Genomic DNA, 16,391 nt, shown 5'->3' on the forward strand with positions numbered 1-16,391 from the left:
GAAACCCACAATCTCCCGGCGCCCACCGGCGTCGGGCCCCATCGCCACTCCCCAGCGGAGTGCCCGCACTCAATGAAGAGGAAACATCATGATGAAGCGCAGGAACTTCAACGCCCTCCTGGCCGCCGCGGCCGCCACCGGCCTGCTCGGCCCGACACTGTCCGCTTGCGGCTCCTCCGGGTCATCCGGAGCGGGATCGGACACCTTCACCATCTGGGACTACGAGTCCGACGACTCCGCCATGGGACAGGCCTGGGCCCGTGCGATCGAGATCTTCAAGGAGCAGCACCCCGAGGTCACCGTCAAAATCGAGGATCAGACCTTCGAGCAGCTGCAGAAGAACGCCAAGATCGTGCTGACCGGAGACGACGTCCCGGACATCATGGAGTACAACAAGGGCAACTCAACCTCCGGACAGCTCGCCTCCCAGGGACTCATTGAGCCGCTGACCGAGCAGGCGACCGAACGCGGCTGGGACGCCAAGCTCGCGGCCTCGTTGCAGACCACGGCCCGCTACAGTGAGGACGGGCTCATGGGCGACGGCGACTGGTACGGGGTCCCCAACTACGGCGAGTACGTGTTCGTCTACTACAACCAGGACATGTTCGACGCCCAGGGGCTCAGTGTGCCGACCACCCTGGAGGAGTTCGAGGCCGTATGTGACGCCTTCGTCGCCGCCGGGCAGATCCCGCTGGCCGAGGCCGGCTCGGAGTACCCCATGGGGCAGCTCTGGTACCAGTTGGTTCTCGCCCACGCCGACCGCTCCTTCGTCAACGCCTACCAGCTCTTCGAAGGCGACGTCGACTGGACCGCCGACCCGATCAAGGCCGGAACCGACAAGCTCGTGGAATGGATCGACAAGGGGTACGTCGCCGCCGACTCCGCCGGTCTGACCGCCGAGGACGCCGGCACCGCCTTCATCAACGGCAGCTATCCCATGTTCGTCTCCGGCTCCTGGTGGTTCGGGCGGATCGTCGGGGACATGGCCGACAAGAACTGGGACCAGTTCCTCTTCCCGGGCACGGAACTGTTCCCGGGCTCCTCCGGGAACCTGTGGGTGGTGCCGACCAATGCCAAGAACAAGGAACTCGCCTACGACTTCATCGACATCACCCTGTCCGATGAGGTCCAGGCGATCCTCGGCGAGAAGGGCGGGCTGCCGGTGAGTGGCGACCCCTCCACCATTGAGGACGAGAAGACCCGCACCATGACCGAGAACTTCGCTCAGATCAACGAGCAGGACGGCCTGGCCTTCTACCCGGACTGGCCGGTGGCGGGCTTCTACGACCAGATCGTCTCCGCCATGCAGTCCCTCATCAACGGTTCCAAGACCGGTGACGAGGTTCTTGCCGACCTGCGCTCCGCATATGACGAGGGCAAGGCCGATATGGGCATTGAGGGCTGACCGTGCGCGCCCGAACCGAACGGCCCTCGCGCCGCAGGTCGCGGAGTCTGGCCTACCTGCCCTACCTCATTCCGGGAGCGGTCTGCTTCACCATCATCATTCTGGTGCCGCTGGCTCTCAACGTCTGGTACTCGCTCAACAGCTGGAAGGGCGGCATGTCGCCGATGCGGTTCATCGGGCTGGACAATTATGCCCAACTGCTGGATGACGCGAAGTTCTGGGCGTCCTTCCGCAACTCGTTGTCGATGATCGTGGCCATGGTCATCATCCCGACGCTCATCGGGCTGGTGCTGGCTGCCGTCCTGTTCGACTACATCGGCAAGCACTTCGGCTCTCGTACCGCCGCGACGCTGCGCGCCATGTACTACCTGCCGCAGATCCTGCCGATCTCCGTGGCCGGCATCGTGTGGAACTGGATCCTCAACTCCCAGACGGGTGCGGTCAACACGATTCTGCGCGGCCTGGGTGTCACCGACCCGCCCAACTGGCTGGGTTCCACCTCGACGGCGTTGGGCTCGGTCATGCTCGTGCTCATCTGGATCCAGATCGGCTACCCGACCGTCATCTTCATGTCCGCCCTGCAGCGGGTGGACCCGGAGTTGTACGAGGCGGCCGAGCTCGACGGCGCGGGCTGGTTCGCGCGCTTCCGCGCCATCACCGTGCCGCAGATCCGGCCGGAGACCTTCGTGATCGTGCTCACCTGCACCATCGCGGCGCTGAAGGTGTTCGCGCCCATCTACGTGCTCACCCGTGGCGGTCCGGAGAGCTCCACCCTGGTGCCGAGCTACTACTCCTACCTGAACTTCTTCGACAAGTCGAAGGTCGGCTACGGCGCCGCCATCTCAACCGTGCTCACAATCGTCATTATCGTCATCGCCGGCGTCATCCAGGTCTTCCAGAACCGCAGCGCCCGGCGTGAGGAGGAGGGACGCTGACATGTCCGACACCGTCCTCAGCTCAGCATCTGTGGCCACTCGTGCGGCGGGCACAACCAAACGCGCCCCGGCGCCGAAACCGGGCACGGCCACTCGCAGGAAGGACCGCTTCCATCGGGGCGCCGGACGCTGGATCGTGCTCGCCGTCGTCGGCCTGTTCGCGCTGCTCATGGTGGCCCCTTTCCTGTTGATGGTCATCAACGCCTTCAAATCTCCGGCCGACTACTCCGGCGGCAGCCCGCTGTCCCTGCCGAAGCAGATCTACACCGACGGTCTGGCCTACTTCTGGCAGCGAGTCAACTTCCCCGTCAAGCTGTGGAACTCCATCTGGACCTCGGCGCTGGTAGCCGTGGCCGGCACGCTGCTTTCCCTGCTGAACGCCTATGCCATCGGCGTGGGCCGGGTACGGGGACGCGCCTGGATCGTGGCCGTGTTCATGATCGCCAACATGCTGCCGCAGGAGGGGCTGATCTACCCCCTGTTCACCATGGCGCAGAAGACCGGGCTCACGGACAACCCGTGGTCGATCGTCATCATCTTCACCGTCATCCAGTCGGCCTTCGGCACCTACCTGCTCTCCTCCGTGCTGGGCACCTTCCCACGCGCCCTGCTGGAGGCGGCCGAGCTCGACGGCGCCGGCCGCTGGCAGATCCTGTGGCGGGTGGTCTACCCGATCGTCCGCCCCACCATGAGCGTGCTCGCGATCTTCTTCTTCATCTGGACGTGGAACGAGTTCTTCATTCCCCTGGTGATGCTCACCAGCAATGACAACCAGACGGTGCCGATCGCCCTGTCCAGCCTGCAGGGTGACCGCATGCTCGACGTGCCCACCCTCAACGCCGGCGCCCTCGTCTCGCTTGTTCCTACCTTCCTGTTCTTCCTCTTCTTCCAGCGCACCCTGACCCGCGGCGTCACCGCCGGCGCGGTTAAGTAGCGCAAGCAGATCAATCAGCAAAGGACCCCCATGAAGTTCTCCAACGGCTATTGGCTCGACCGTCCCGGTTACACCGTGGAAAAGGCCCGCGGTCTGCTCGACCTATCCGTCGGCGCCGCCCACTGCGGCGACACCGGCAGCACTGTTCACGCATACGCCCCGGTCCGTCCGGTCTCCGGCCGTGGCGACACCTTGAACGTGGCGTTGCTGTCGGCGACCTTCACCGCCGTCGCCGACGGCGTCATCAAGGTGGAACTGGTCAACCACCGCGGCGTGCGTGACCGCGGGCCGCATTTCGCGGTAGCTACGACGGAGGACTATCGGGGCGAGGTCGAGCAGGCGGCGGGCGGCGTCACCCTGCGGGCCGGCGCTCTGGCCGTGACCCTGCGGGAGGGGGAGGACTGGACGGCTGTCTTCAGTTCCGCCGGACGCCCGCTCACGGCAAGTCTGCCGCGCGCCGTCGCCCACGTCGTCGGGCCGGACGGGACCCGCTACATGCGCGAAGAGCTCTCCCTGCGCCCGGGGGAGCGGGTCTACGGGCTGGGGGAGCGCTTCGGCGCCTTCACCAAAAACGGCCAGAGCGTGGACATCTGGAACGAGGACGGCGGCACCGCCTCCGAGCAGGCCTACAAGAACATCCCCTTCTACCTCTCCAGCGCCGGCTACGGGGTGTTCGTCGCCGAGGCCGGCGGAGTGTCATTCGAAGTCGGCAGTGAGATCACCACCCGCGTCCAGTTCTCGGTGGAGGGCGAGCGCCTGACCTACTACGTGATCGATGGGCCCACCCCGAAGGACGTGCTGCGGCGGTACACGGCGCTGACCGGCCGCGCCCCGATGGTGCCCACCTGGTCCTTCGGACTGTGGCTGACCACCTCTTTCACCACCGACTACGACGAACAGACCGTCATGTCATTCATTGACGGCATGGAGCAGCGGGGCCTGCCGCTGAGCGTGTTCCACTTCGACACCTTCTGGATGCGTGGCTTTCGCTGGTGCGACTTCGTGTGGGACCCCGCGACCTTCCCCGACCCGGCCGGCATGCTGGAGCGCATCAAGGCCCGCGGCCTGCGCGTATGCGTGTGGATCAACCCCTATATCGCCCAGCGCTCGGCATTGTTCGATGAGGGTGCCGCGCGCGGATATCTGGTGCGCACCACCGACGGTGATGTGTGGCAGACCGATCTGTGGCAGGCGGGCATGGCCCTGGTCGACTTCACCAACCCCGACGCCGTCGCCTGGTACCGGGAGAAACTCCAGGTGCTGCTGGACATGGGTGTGGACTGCTTCAAGACCGACTTCGGGGAGCGGATCCCGGTACGGGGCATCGCCTGGCATGACGGCTCCGACCCGGAGAAGATGCACAACTACTACACACAGCTGTACAACCGCACCGTCTTCGAACTGCTGCGCGAGCGGCGCGGCCAGGGGGAGGCGGTCCTGTTCGCCCGCTCGGCCACGGCGGGTGGACAGCAGTTCCCCGTGCACTGGGGCGGCGACAACGAGTCCACCTACGCCTCCATGGGGGAGACGCTGCGCGGCGGCTTGTCCCTGTGCGCCTCCGGCTTCGCCTATTGGAGCCACGACATCGGCGGTTTCGAGGGCACCCCCGACCCGGGCGTGTTCAAGCGCTGGCTGGCCTTCGGACTGCTGTCCTCCCATGCCCGGCTGCACGGCTCGAACTCGGTGCGCGTGCCCTGGGCCTTCGACGCCGAGGCGGTCGAGGTGGCCCGCCGGTTCATCCGCCTGCGCCTGTCGCTCATGCCCTACCTGTACCGGCTGGCGGAGCAGGCGCACGCCACGGGGGCGCCGATGATGCGGCCCATGTTCCTGGAGTTCCCCGACGACCCCGGGGCCAGGGACATCGACACCCAGTACATGCTCGGGGAGGCCCTACTGGTGGCGCCCGTGATGGACGCCGACGGCGAGGTGGAGGTCTACCTGCCCGAAGGCACCTGGACCTCCTGGTGGGATGGGACGACGGTGGCTGGGCCGCGGTGGGTGCGCGAGCGCCACGGCCTGGACACCCTGCCGCTGTACGTGCGGCAGGGGAGTGTACTGCCCGTGACGGGACGGGTGGAACGGCCGGAGGACGACTGGGCCGCCGACCTCACCCTGCGCTGCTTCGGCCTGGTCGACGGCGACGAACGTGAGGTGGTGGTCCCTGCGCACGACGACTGCGCGGCGGTCGCCTTCCACGTCGCCCGCCGCGACGGCGTGATCACCGCGCGGGCCGACGGCGCTCGCGGGCCGTGGCGGCTGGAGGCCGGCGGGACGCGCGTGCGGGCGGACGGTAAAGAGACGGTTAGCCTGGCCCCGAGCTTGAGGATGTGACCGCTCGGGACAATAAGTACACCCTGCCAGTCGTTTCGATGTCCGAATCGTCAGAACCCGTGACAAACGTGTCCGTGGACGCGCACTACGCTTTGACAATCGTTGGAATCAAGCTGTTCTGCTGTATGGTCGCGAGGCGATCGACGACGCTTGTCATGGTCTTTGAGGTTGGGTGTTGAGAATGCGGAACGTACCTTGGCCCCTACCCGGGGTACCAGTATCGCACTGGCGTCGTACGGCCGTACCGCCCGACGCGACGGGCTGCGACGTGAGCGCGATGGTGGTACTCGGTGAAGTCAATTGCGCCTCGCGCGGGTGGGCCGCCACGAGCAGCTATGACAGTACGTGGGGTAGGTGGGCAGAGCATGAGTGAGCGACTCAGATGTGCGGAGGCGCCGTCGAGGAGCGCACGACGAGAGAGGTGGGGATTCGTATTGAGTCGGACGTGGTAGCCGCTCCCTCAATCTGGCGCAGCGCGAGACGAACGCACGCTCTGCCTAGGGCGTGGAAATCTTGGTGAACCGTCGTCAGCGGGGTGGGGAAACCCGTTCCGATCGGCAGGTCGTCGAAGCCAACCACCGAGAGATCGCCGGGAATATCACGGCCAAGCTCAGCAGCCGCCCGCGTGAGTCCCAGTGCTTCCTCGTCGTTGGCGCAGAAGACGGCGGTGACGGCCGGATCGCGGAGCAAAGAGAGCCCAGCATGATAACCGGAGGAAGCGGACCAATCACCGCCTAACGGCTCGGGAACGTTCCGTCCATTGTCCTCAAGCGCAACGCGCCAAGCTTGGGTGCGCGCCTTCGCCGCATAAGAGTAAACGGGGCCGGTCACGTGATGAACGGTGTCGTGTCCCAAGGACAGCAGGTGTTCGACGGCAAGCCTGGCGCCCTGCGCCTGGTCGGTGTCGACACTGGGGTAGCCGCCGGCGTCTCCGGAGGTCACAACAACAAGGCGATCGCTGGTGGGGACGACGAAGGTACCCTCGCACGGCGACGCCTCCATAACAAGGATGACCGCGTCAGTCGACATCTCCTCGAGTCGCACTACAGCACCTGAAACCGCCTCAGAGGTGCGCGGCCCGGAGGGCGCCAGTACGATCGAGTAGCCGACTTCAGACGCTGCTTCGGCAATGGCGGCCAGAATCCTCGACTGCCCTTCCGAGAAGAGGTCGAACATGACAACTCCGAGGCTTTGGAAGGTGCCACGTTTGAGCGCGCGGGCCGCGGCGTTCGGCCGATAACCCAGGTCAGCTATTGCCTTACACACTCGTTCTCGTGTGTGTTCCGTGACGGCAGCAGAACCGTTCGCGACTCTCGAAACCGTCTGCGGAGAGACTCTCGCCGCTCGGGCGACGTCTGCCATCGATGGGCGACGCGTGGATTGGGGCCGATGGGTCACCATGACAGGCCTCCTGTCCGATGCCGCTTGACACGTTGCTTCCCTGCTGCGATAGTAACCCACGCGACAATGGTTGCGTAACCATCTTCAGTCTACTGCCGCTGTCGCGCATACCCACACTGGGACCCGTGACTGCCAAGATGACGGTGACGCCGCGGGTCCTGCCATCGCCTCGATCTCCTTCCCCGGGGACGAGGTGCCGATCTCAAGGAGGAGATCCCATGCCCATGATGCTCACTCGTCGTTCTGCGCTGATTGGCGGTCTCGTGGCTGCCGGCACTGCTAGCCTCGCGGCCTGCGGGGGCGGTTCCGACTCGGACTCCGGATCCAAGTCGGACAGCACCACCCTCAAGGTCTGGTGCTGGGACCCGGCCTTCAACATCTACGCGATGCAGGAGGCCGAGAAGATCTATGCAGAGGACCATCCGGACTTTAAGCTAGAGATTACGGAGATGGCCTGGGATGACGTCCAGCAGAAGCTAACTACCCTGGCTCAGTCGCAGGACCTCGACCAGCTCCCAGACATCTTCCTCATGCAGAACATGGCAGGACAGAAGAATATCGTAAACTACCCGGACATATTCTCTGACTATGCCGACTCTGGGATCGACTTCAGCCAGTTCCCTGAGGCCGTCGTCAGCTACTCCAACTACGAGGATGTTCAGTACGGTCTTCCCTTCGACTCCGGCACCGCGATCGGGGCATGGCGCACGGACTTCCTCGAACAGGCAGGCTATACCATCGACGACCTAACTGACATTACATGGTCACGCTTCATCGAGATTGGCAAAGACGTCAAGTCTCAGATAAACAAGCCAATGCTCTCGAGCCAGGCGGGGCAGTCGGACCTCATCATGATGATGAACCAGTCGGCGGGTTCCTCTCTGTTTACTGATGACGGAACGGTTCACATCAAGGACAACGACACGCTCAAGAAATGCGCCGAAATCTATAAACAGCTCGTCGACGAGGGCATCCTCATTGAGGTCAACTCGTGGGATGAGTATGTTGCTTCCTTCACCAGTGAGCAGGTTGTCGGCACGATCAACGGTGTGTGGATCTCGGGTTCGATCCAGACGGCGAGTGATCAGTCCGGCAAGTGGGCGGTCACGAACGTTCCGTCCGTCGATGGCGTCGATGGTGCTACAAACTACACGGCTAACGGTGGCTCATTCTGGGCGATTTCCTCGACGGGGAACTACGACCTGGCTGCGGACTTCTTAAAGTCTACTTTTGCGGGATCCACCGAGTTCTACGACAACATCTTGCCGTCGTCAGGTGCCATCGCGAACTGGATACCTGCCGGCGATTCCGACGTCTACAACCAGCCGGCCGAATTCTACGGCGGCCAGACGGTCTACGCTGACGTCGTCGACTTTGGGTCGAAGGTTCCGACGGTGACCACTGGCGTCTACTACTACGAGGGACGCGACGCTGTCTCTGCCGCTCTTACACAGATCGTCGGCGGTGCAAACGTCGACAATGCGCTGTCCGACGCCTCGGATACCACCGAGTTTGCTATGGACTGATAATCAGTGCTACCCATCCGGGGGTCAAGGCGCTGTTCCGCCCTGACCCCCGGAGCGCGCGACAGATATACGAGTATGCGGGCGCGATCCGCTAATATGACGAAATGGATTGTCAATGACGACGGCGAATATTATCTCAAGAACGAGTTTAGGGAAGAAGAAGAAAGCCACGCGTCCTACGCGGTCCGAACGGCGGCGCAACCTTACGGGGTGGGTCTTCATCATCCCGGCTGCGCTCCTCATATGCGTAATGAGTTTCTGGCCGATGGTGCAGGCATTTCTACTGTCATTGCAGACTGGACGGGGGGCCAGGCTTAAATACGCTGATCCGTTGTGGATGAACTATGAGCGCTTGTTCCACGACGAGATTTTCCTCATGACGCTCAAGACTACTTTCATCTACCTCATCATCCAGGTCCCGATCATGCTTGGGACAGCACTACTGCTGTCCGTGCTGCTCAACGACCCGAATCTGAGATTCAAGGCGTTCTGGCGCACTGCGATATTCTTGCCGTGCGCTGTCTCGCTAGTCTCCTACTCACTTGTGTTCCGTACTCTCTTTGCCAACGATGGCTTCATCAATGACCTGCTCACAGGGTTGCATCTTATCGATAGCCCCGTCAACTGGCTCGGGCAGACGAGTACAGCACGCATGGTCATTATCCTCGGTCTGCTATGGCGCTGGACGGGATACAACATGGTCTTTTATCTGGCAGGTCTGCAAAACATCGATATGGCCACGCTTGAGGCTGCCAAGATCGATGGGGCTAATGCGTGGCAGACCTTCTGGCACGTGACGGTGCCCCAGCTCAAACCAATGATCGTTCTCACCGCGATCATGTCCATTAACGGAACGCTCCAGCTCTTCGATGAGTCTTGGAATCTCACGAGGGGAGGCCCCGCGTACACGTCAATGTCGATGTCGCACTACCTTTACGAGCTCTCCTTCCTTAAGAGCCCGAACTTCGGATACGCTTCAGCGTTGTCCTACGTCATTCTTGTTCTTGTAGCGGTTCTCGCGTTCATTCAGATGAAAGTTGGTGACAAACGTGATGCGTAGATCCTCACTACGTCGTGTTCCCGCCTATGTATTTTTGTCGGTCGTGGCGTTCTTGTCGCTGTTCCCGCTGTACTTCATGGTGGTATCGGCTACAAACAGTTCCAACGAGGTTCTCTCTTCCAAGATGACTTTCGGTGGCAGTCTTGCGAATAACTGGCATCGATTGCTCGAGCTGTCCGACCTGTACTCGGCCTTGGGATACTCGGCGGCTATAGCGCTGCTGACAACGCTCCTTGCGCTCGTGGTGTGCTCTATCGCTGGGTACGGTTTCGAGATCTATCACTCGAGGGGCAAGGATACGGTGATGGCGATATTGCTGTTGGCGATGATGATTCCCTTTGCGGCGACGATGATCCCTCTGTTCCAGCTGTTCGGGAAAGTGGGACTCGTGAACTCGTTATGGGCGGTCGTCTTGCCGACGGTCTCTACGCCTTTCCTTATTCTGCTATTTCGTCAGGCATCCCGATCTTTTCCTCATGAGATTATCGAGGCGGCGCGACTAGATGGTCTGAGCGAGGTGGCCATCTTCGTACGCATGTACATTCCGACAATGAAATCCACGTATGCGGCGGCTGCGGTTGTTACATTCATGAATGCTTGGAACAACTTCATGTGGCCGAAAATCATTCTTGTCGACGTTCAATACCAGACTATGCCGATGCTGGTGTCTAACCTCGCAAGTGGTTACGTGACTGACTACGGCGTTCTCATGCTCGCGGTCCTCATCGCCTCCCTGCCGGCGGTGATCGTCTTCCTGGTCCTTCAGAGGTCGTTTGCGAACGGAATTATGGGTGCGGTCAAATGAGTTTCGACATTGCTCGCCTTGCGGACCCGGCTTTCTTTTCCGAGAACACGCTTCCTGCTCACTCCGATCACTTGTGGTACGCGAGCCAGGCTGAGGTCGCCGCTGGTAAGTCGTCGTTCCAAGTTAGTCTGGACGGGGTGTGGAAGTTCTCGTACGCTAAGAACCCGGAGGTTGCCGTAGACGGATTCGAAGACCCGTCATACGATGTCATCGAGTGGGACGACATTCCGGTTCCCGCGCACATTCAGCTTCACGGTTATGACCGGCCGCAGTATGTCAACGTCCAGTATCCCTGGGACGGACACGAGCAGGTCGATCCGGGCCAGGTGCCCAGCCACTACAACCCCGTCGCTTCGTACGTACGCGGTTTCACGCTACCCCGGTCTCTGCCTGAGGGCGAGCGGTTGGTCCTGCGCTTGGAAGGCGCCGAGTCCGCTGTGGTTGTTTGGGTGAACGGCGAGTATGTCGGTTACAGCGAGGACTCGTTCACGCCTGCCGAGTTCGACATCACGGAGTACGTGCGCTGTGGTTCCAACAGGCTCGCGCTGAGGGTATTTAAATGGAGTTCCGGCTCTTGGATCGAGGACCAAGACTTCTTCCGATTCTCTGGGCTGTTCCGCTCCGTCTTGTTGCGACGCCTGCCGGCTGTCCATCTGGCCGACGTAAGAGTGGGAGTCGCGCTTTCCGACGATCTCGATTCCGCTGAGGTCACAGTAGGTACCCGTCTCGAAGGCAATGGTAGAGTGAGGGCCAGGTTGGACGGTGTCGGCGCGCTGGTCTGGGACGACGACGGTGTGGGGCACGTAACGGTGCGCAACCCGCATCTGTGGAGCGCTGAGGACCCGCACCTTTACGACCTCACGATTGAGGTGCTCGATGAGGGAGGAGACGTCCAAGAAATTGTCCCTCAACGTGTCGGACTGAGGCGTCTTGAGATCGAGGACGGTCTTCTACGGATCAACGGCGAACGCATTGTCTTCAAGGGCGTTAATCGGCACGAGTTTGGGGAGCAGGGCCGCGTGATGTCGCGCGAGCGTACCGAACTGGACATCGTCGCCCTGAAACGCGCGAATGTTAACGCCGTCCGTACGAGCCATTACCCGAATAACTCGTTCTTCTATGAGTTGTGTGACCAGTATGGCCTCTACGTCATTGACGAGGCCAATCTCGAGTCTCACGGCGTTTGGGACGAGATTCTCCGGCATGACAAGGGCGTCGCCGGCGTGGTTCCCGGCGATCAGCCGCAGTGGCGCGAAGCGGTCCTCGACCGAGTGCGATCAATGTACGAGCGCGACAAGAACCATCCGTCGATTGTAATGTGGTCGTGCGGCAACGAGTCCTTTGGCGGCGACAATATTGCCGATATGGCCGCATTCCTGCGTGCCCACGATCAACGTCCCGTCCACTACGAGGGCATCTGCTGGGACCCGCGTCGGCCGGACTCCTCGGACGTTGTGTCCCACATGTATACGCCTGCCGCGAGTATCGAAGAGATGCTCCGCAGTCACGGGGATAAACCCTTCATCTTGTGCGAGTTCGCTCACGCGATGGGCAACTCCTTCGGTGCGGTCGACCGTTACCTTGACCTCAGCGAACGGGAACCGCGCTTCCAAGGCGGTTTCATTTGGGACTTTGCAGACCAGGCGATCCGGCTGACGGCCCCCAACGGCGAGGAGTACTGGGCCTACGGCGGTGACAGCGATGAGTCGCCGCACGACGGCGACTTCTGCGGTAATGGGATTTTCTATGCTGATCACAGTCCATCGCCCAAGATCCAGGAGGTGCGCCACCTTTACCAGCCGTTGCGGACCCACGTCACTGAGCGCTGTGTGACGGTAACTAACCGTTTCCTGTTCACCCGCTCTTCGGCCTACGACTGCGTAGTCACGCTCGAGCGCGAAGGCGTCATGGTTGCCCGCTCCACCCTCGATACTGACGTCGCACCCGGAGCGGAGGAGACATACGCACTGCCGTTGTCTCTGCCTGACGGTGATGGCGGTACTGGCGGCGAGTACGTCATCGTGGTCTCCTTCCGCTACCGCGAGCCCACTCAGTGGGCGCAAGCCGGTGAAGAGGTTTCCTGGGACGAGTGCGTCGTCACCATCGCGCCTCCGACTACGGCCGATATACACGCGCCCGCGGTACCGCTCTTTGTCATTCCTGGAAACCGTGCCCAACGCCCCGAGCTCGTCCGCGGACGGCACAACGTCGGAGTACGCGGCGAGTCCTTCGAAGCCGTATTCTCCTTCCTGACGCCCGCGCTGACCTCTTACCGGTTCGGACGCACACAGGATGGAGGAACTGAGCTATTGCGTGCCCCCGTCACACCGTGTTTCTGGCACGCTCCGACGGCCAACGAGCGCGGATATGGCGGCCCCTTCGAGGAGGGCCAGTGGCATCTGGCGTCGAGGTACTCTCGTCCCAGCGCGAACGGTACGGAACCCGTCGTCGCTGAAGATGAAGACGCCGTCACCGTGTCATACACGTACGTCCTCGCAGGCATGGAGAACGGGCGCTGCGTTATGAGTTATCGGGTGCTCTCCGACGGCACTGTAGAGGTCACCGAGACCCTTGAGCCTGGCGAGGATCCGCCGTCGTTGCCTGAGCTGTCCGTCATCATGGAGCTCCCCGGAACGATGAACCGGCTGACGTTTTACGGCGAGGGGCCGGAGGAAACCTACATTGATCGTCGCGGCGGCGGTCGTTTGGGCGTGTACTCCAGTACCGTAGCCTCCCAGATGGCCGACTATCTCGTCCCTCAGGAGTGTGGATCGCATACCGGTGTCCGTTGGGCCATGGTTACCGACCGGCGCGGACGTGGGATGAAGGTGAGTGCACCGAATGGCTCACCGATCGAGTTCTCCGCTCTCCCATGGACCCCATTCGAGATTGAAAATGCTCGTCACAGCTTCGAGCTACCGGCCAGCGGCAGGACCGTCCTGCGGCCAGCGGTTATGCGTAGAGGACTCGGCGGAGATGACTCCTGGGGGGCACGCCCACACGCGGAGTATCTCCTGCCGTCCGGCAGGATTGAGCACCGTTTCTCCTTTACAGGGGTGCTGTGATGACGGCGTTCCCGCGGCGTCCCAGTAGGGACGACAGCGCGCTGCACTACGGAGCGGACTACAACCCGGAGCAGTGGCCGCGCGAGACCTGGCGCGAGGACATTGCACTTATGCAAGAGGCCGGAGTCACAGTCGTGACGCTCGCAGTGTTCTCCTGGGCGCGCATCCAACCCACCGAAGACACCTGGGACTTCACATGGCTCGACGAGATCATCGACATGCTGTCCAAGGCGGGCATCGATGTCGACCTGGCCACTTCGACGGCCTCCCCTCCGGCATGGTTGACGATGAAGCACCCCGAGGTCCTCCCGGTCACGTACGACGGGCACATTCTTTGGCAGGGCGGCAGACAGCACTGGCGGCCAACTTCACCGCTCTTCCGTCAGTACGCCCTCGAGGTCACACGTCGTCTGGCTGAGCGCTATGGACATAACCCGGCCGTCGTGGCCTGGCACGTCAACAACGAGCTCGGAGGCGCCAATGTCTTCGACTACTCGGATGACGCCGCCGCGGCATTCAGGGCGTGGCTGCGTGGACATTACGACGACCTCGAGGACCTCAACGCGGCCTGGGGCACAAGTTTCTGGTCCCAGCATTACGCGCGGTGGGAGGAGATTCTTCCACCGCGCCAGGCGGGCGCGCAGAACAACCCCGGTCAGGTGCTTGACTTCCAACGCTTCAGCGGTGATGCCTTGCGCGATCACCTGGCAGCCGAGACCGCGATCCTTCACGAGTTGTCACCGGGCGTCCCCGTGACCACGAACCTCATGCTGGCGGCGAACTATCAGAGCATCGACTACTCGGCATGGGCCCGCGACACAGATTTCATTTCCAACGACCACTACCTCCTGCCTGGCGAGGGAGGAATCGAGGAGCTGGCGTTCTCCGCCTCCGCCACGTCGGCGATCGCCGACGGCGAGCCTTGGTGGCTCATGGAGCACGCGACGAGCGCTGTGAACTGGCGCACGGTAAACCCGGCGAAGCGACCTGGACAGTTGCGCCGCGACTCGCTCACTCACCTCGGTCACGGCGCTGATGCCATCTGCTTCTTCCAGTGGCGGGCATCTGCGGCAGGCGGTGAGCGGTTCCACTCTGCTATGGTCCCTCACGCCGGTAGGCACTCCCGGGTGTTCCGCGAGGTGACCGCACTGGGCCGAGAACTGCGTTCTCTTCGCGAGGTCGCAGGGAGCCCTAGCCTGCCGGCGCGCTGCGCGCTCGTCTTCGATTATGAGACCTGGCTCCTCTTTCAAGGCGACTCTATGCCCGATAACCGTATCGAATATCGGGAAGAGCTCGTACGCTGGTACCGCGTGTTTGCCGATCTCGGGCTACGGGTAGACGTCGTGTGTCCGCAAAATGACCTGGCGCGTTACGACTTTCTTGCTGCTCCTCTGCTCCACCTAGTGCCGAGTACGCTTGCTGCCCGGCTGCGTGAGGCAGTGGAAAGCGGGACTCACCTCGTCACGACCTACTTCTCCGGTATCGCCGACGAGCACGCCAGGGTCTACCTTGGCGGCTACCCGGGTGCCCTGAGAGGCCTGCTCGGTGTGCGGGTGGACGAGATGCGTCCATTACTCGACGGTACGACCCTCATGGTCGATGGTGGTGGGACGATGGCAAACGGCTTGGCCAGCTCCTGGTGCGAGCCCGTTGAGATTGTCTCCCCTGAAGTCGAGGTGCTACGGACCTATAGCGATTGCCAGGACACGCTGAAAGCAGGATTGCAACCCGGTACTCCGGCTGTAACTCGTCGGACACTGGGGCGTGGGTCGGCCGCCTACGTCTCGACGAGGCTCGAGCACAGTGCACTGAGTGACCTGCTTGCCGAACTGATCGCTCGCGCCGGCATCACTGCGGACTTGCCCACGCCGCTCGCCGGCGAGGTCATCGCTTCGGTGCGCCGTGGTGACCAGGCGGATTACTGGACGCTTACCAATCGCGGGCGGGTTGACCTTGGGCCCGCGGACGATGTTGCGGCGCTACTGGGCGGCACCGTACTCGGCGGGGCGCATACTCTCGGGCTCGACGACGCCATCGTTGTGCGGGTGCCGCGTCGTTGACTCTGTGTGCGGAGATGCCCGAACTGCGAATGGGTTGGTCAGGCGTCCTGGGAAGAAAGCTGCGGCCTTGCTTGTGAAGGAACATAAGCCTGAGTCCTGGCAGTTTAGTGCCCTGGGTTTAGATTGTTGAGGATTTGCTGTGCGGTCAGGGTGGTCCGGGGTTGGTCGGTGGTGGTCTGCTCGCCGACGCCCGGCGCGTCGGCGTTGTCGATGATGCCGGTGCCGTCGGCGGTGGTGCCGTCGGTGATGGTGTCGTCTGGTGGTGGTGGGGTGTAGGCCTGTTCGTGCTCGATCGGGGTGTGCATGCCTATGGCGGAGTGAGGACGGGTGTTGCCCGACCAGTTGCACCCACTGGGCGGTAGCGAACACGGGCGTCCTCGATGCCCTGCCAGGGGCCGTGGTCGTCGAGGTAATGGCGGCCCAAGGATCAATTCCGCCTTGTACAGGGAGTTCAGGGCCTCGGCCAGAGCGTTATCGTATGAGTCTCCCTCGGGTGCCCACCGCGGCCACAGCATCACAGTCCGAGCAGGGCCTGCCCGCACTCGGATTGCCCGGTACTGGACCCCGCGGCCGCGTGTGGTGGATCAGGCCTTTCAGCTCGGCTCCTTCGCGCCGACGCTGCCAGATCCCCATGCGTAGGGCGCCCCTGGGCCAGGCCGATATATAGGCTCGCGGGTGGTCTGCCACCCGCTGATCCTGCGGGAGTAGACGTCGGCGGGCGAAGGCAGGCGCACCACCCAGCCTGGGAGGGTGCGTACCTAGGTGGGGGTACCTCCCACGTAGTGGGGGTCCGCCGCCCGCAGCTCATTCGGCCTGAACGCTGAGAAGTGCCTCTTGACCAGGTCTGCTGGCTACTGCTCCTTGGGAGC

General features: G+C 62.6%; 11 protein-coding genes and 1 pseudogene. 9 read left to right on the forward strand and 3 right to left on the reverse strand.

What is annotated here, in order from left to right; all coding sequences use genetic code 11:
- The first annotated feature begins 88 nt into the window (after positions 1–88).
- Genes C3B71_RS02570 through yicI form a run of 4 tightly spaced genes read left to right on the forward strand, consistent with a single transcriptional unit; the run spans position 89 to position 5,605 of the window.
- Positions 89–1,405, forward strand: coding sequence for an ABC transporter substrate-binding protein (locus tag C3B71_RS02570; RefSeq protein WP_108965942.1), 1,317 nt, complete (start codon positions 89–91; stop codon positions 1,403–1,405).
- A gap of 2 nt (positions 1,406–1,407) precedes the next feature.
- On the forward strand, positions 1,408–2,340 hold the full coding sequence (locus C3B71_RS02575) for a carbohydrate ABC transporter permease (RefSeq protein ID WP_234416053.1): 933 nt from the start codon (positions 1,408–1,410) through the stop codon (positions 2,338–2,340).
- Between the two features lies 1 nt (position 2,341).
- Positions 2,342–3,274 carry a carbohydrate ABC transporter permease gene (locus C3B71_RS02580; protein WP_108965945.1) on the forward strand — a complete coding sequence of 311 codons (933 nt, stop codon included), beginning with the start codon at positions 2,342–2,344 and terminating at the stop codon, positions 3,272–3,274.
- A gap of 30 nt (positions 3,275–3,304) precedes the next feature.
- Positions 3,305–5,605 (forward strand): alpha-xylosidase, encoded by a 2,301-nt coding sequence (gene yicI, locus C3B71_RS02585; RefSeq protein WP_108965947.1) that lies wholly within the window; start codon positions 3,305–3,307, stop codon positions 5,603–5,605.
- Positions 5,606–5,983: 378 nt separating this feature from the next.
- Here yicI and C3B71_RS02590 read toward each other — a convergent pair whose 3' ends face one another.
- On the reverse strand, positions 5,984–6,781 hold the full coding sequence (locus tag C3B71_RS02590; RefSeq protein ID WP_234416183.1) for a substrate-binding domain-containing protein: 798 nt from the start codon (positions 6,779–6,781) through the stop codon (positions 5,984–5,986).
- A gap of 63 nt (positions 6,782–6,844) precedes the next feature.
- Positions 6,845–7,006, reverse strand: a pseudogene (locus C3B71_RS16665) (LacI family DNA-binding transcriptional regulator); the annotation flags it as partial.
- A 218-nt stretch (positions 7,007–7,224) separates the two neighbouring features.
- Between C3B71_RS16665 and C3B71_RS02595 the strand changes: the two are divergent.
- The 5 genes from C3B71_RS02595 to C3B71_RS02615 all read left to right on the forward strand — a co-directional run bounded on the left by C3B71_RS02595 (position 7,225) and on the right by C3B71_RS02615 (position 15,522).
- The gene (locus C3B71_RS02595) at positions 7,225–8,532 is read left to right on the forward strand and encodes an ABC transporter substrate-binding protein (protein WP_234416054.1); all 1,308 of its coding nucleotides are present in this window, start codon (positions 7,225–7,227) and stop codon (positions 8,530–8,532) included.
- 115 nt (positions 8,533–8,647) lie between these two features.
- Positions 8,648–9,592, forward strand: a complete 945-nt coding sequence (locus C3B71_RS02600; protein ID WP_108965949.1) for a carbohydrate ABC transporter permease — start codon at positions 8,648–8,650, stop codon at positions 9,590–9,592.
- Complete coding sequence (locus tag C3B71_RS02605; protein ID WP_108965951.1) at positions 9,585–10,397, forward strand: carbohydrate ABC transporter permease; 813 nt, start codon at positions 9,585–9,587, stop codon at positions 10,395–10,397. The genes C3B71_RS02600 and C3B71_RS02605 overlap by 8 nt, the downstream gene beginning before the upstream one ends.
- Entirely contained in the window at positions 10,394–13,462 is a 3,069-nt protein-coding gene (locus tag C3B71_RS02610; protein WP_108965952.1) for a glycoside hydrolase family 2 TIM barrel-domain containing protein, read from the forward strand. Before C3B71_RS02605 ends, C3B71_RS02610 begins: the two co-directional genes overlap by 4 nt.
- Entirely contained in the window at positions 13,462–15,522 is a 2,061-nt protein-coding gene (locus C3B71_RS02615; RefSeq protein WP_108965954.1) for a beta-galactosidase, read from the forward strand. The genes C3B71_RS02610 and C3B71_RS02615 overlap by 1 nt, the downstream gene beginning before the upstream one ends.
- Positions 15,523–15,626: 104 nt before the next feature.
- Here the strand turns inward: C3B71_RS02615 and C3B71_RS02620 are convergent, their stop codons facing one another.
- Positions 15,627–15,827: a hypothetical protein gene (locus C3B71_RS02620; protein ID WP_108965956.1), complete on the reverse strand. Its 201-nt coding sequence runs from the start codon at positions 15,825–15,827 to the stop codon at positions 15,627–15,629.
- Between the last annotated feature and the right edge of the window lie 564 nt (positions 15,828–16,391).

Origin of the sequence: Actinomyces sp. Z16 (assembly GCF_003111765.1) — a bacterium.
Taxonomy (GTDB): domain Bacteria; phylum Actinomycetota; class Actinomycetes; order Actinomycetales; family Actinomycetaceae; genus Actinomyces; species Actinomyces glycerinitolerans.

Excerpts from the sequence above, each read along its gene's own strand:
- C3B71_RS02570 (WP_108965942.1), top strand. The coding sequence starts at position 89 with ATGATGAAGCGCAGGAACTTCAACGCCCTCCTGGCCGCCGCGGCCGCC.
- C3B71_RS02580 (WP_108965945.1), top strand. The coding sequence starts at position 2,342 with ATGTCCGACACCGTCCTCAGCTCAGCATCTGTGGCCACTCGTGCGGCG.
- yicI (WP_108965947.1), top strand. The coding sequence starts at position 3,305 with ATGAAGTTCTCCAACGGCTATTGGCTCGACCGTCCCGGTTACACCGTG.
- C3B71_RS02590 (WP_234416183.1), bottom strand. The coding sequence starts at position 6,781 with ATGTTCGACCTCTTCTCGGAAGGGCAGTCGAGGATTCTGGCCGCCATT.
- C3B71_RS02595 (WP_234416054.1), top strand. The coding sequence starts at position 7,225 with ATGCCCATGATGCTCACTCGTCGTTCTGCGCTGATTGGCGGTCTCGTG.
- C3B71_RS02600 (WP_108965949.1), top strand. The coding sequence starts at position 8,648 with ATGACGACGGCGAATATTATCTCAAGAACGAGTTTAGGGAAGAAGAAG.
- C3B71_RS02605 (WP_108965951.1), top strand. The coding sequence starts at position 9,585 with ATGCGTAGATCCTCACTACGTCGTGTTCCCGCCTATGTATTTTTGTCG.
- C3B71_RS02610 (WP_108965952.1), top strand. The coding sequence starts at position 10,394 with ATGAGTTTCGACATTGCTCGCCTTGCGGACCCGGCTTTCTTTTCCGAG.
- C3B71_RS02615 (WP_108965954.1), top strand. The coding sequence starts at position 13,462 with ATGACGGCGTTCCCGCGGCGTCCCAGTAGGGACGACAGCGCGCTGCAC.
- C3B71_RS02620 (WP_108965956.1), bottom strand. The coding sequence starts at position 15,827 with ATGCACACCCCGATCGAGCACGAACAGGCCTACACCCCACCACCACCA.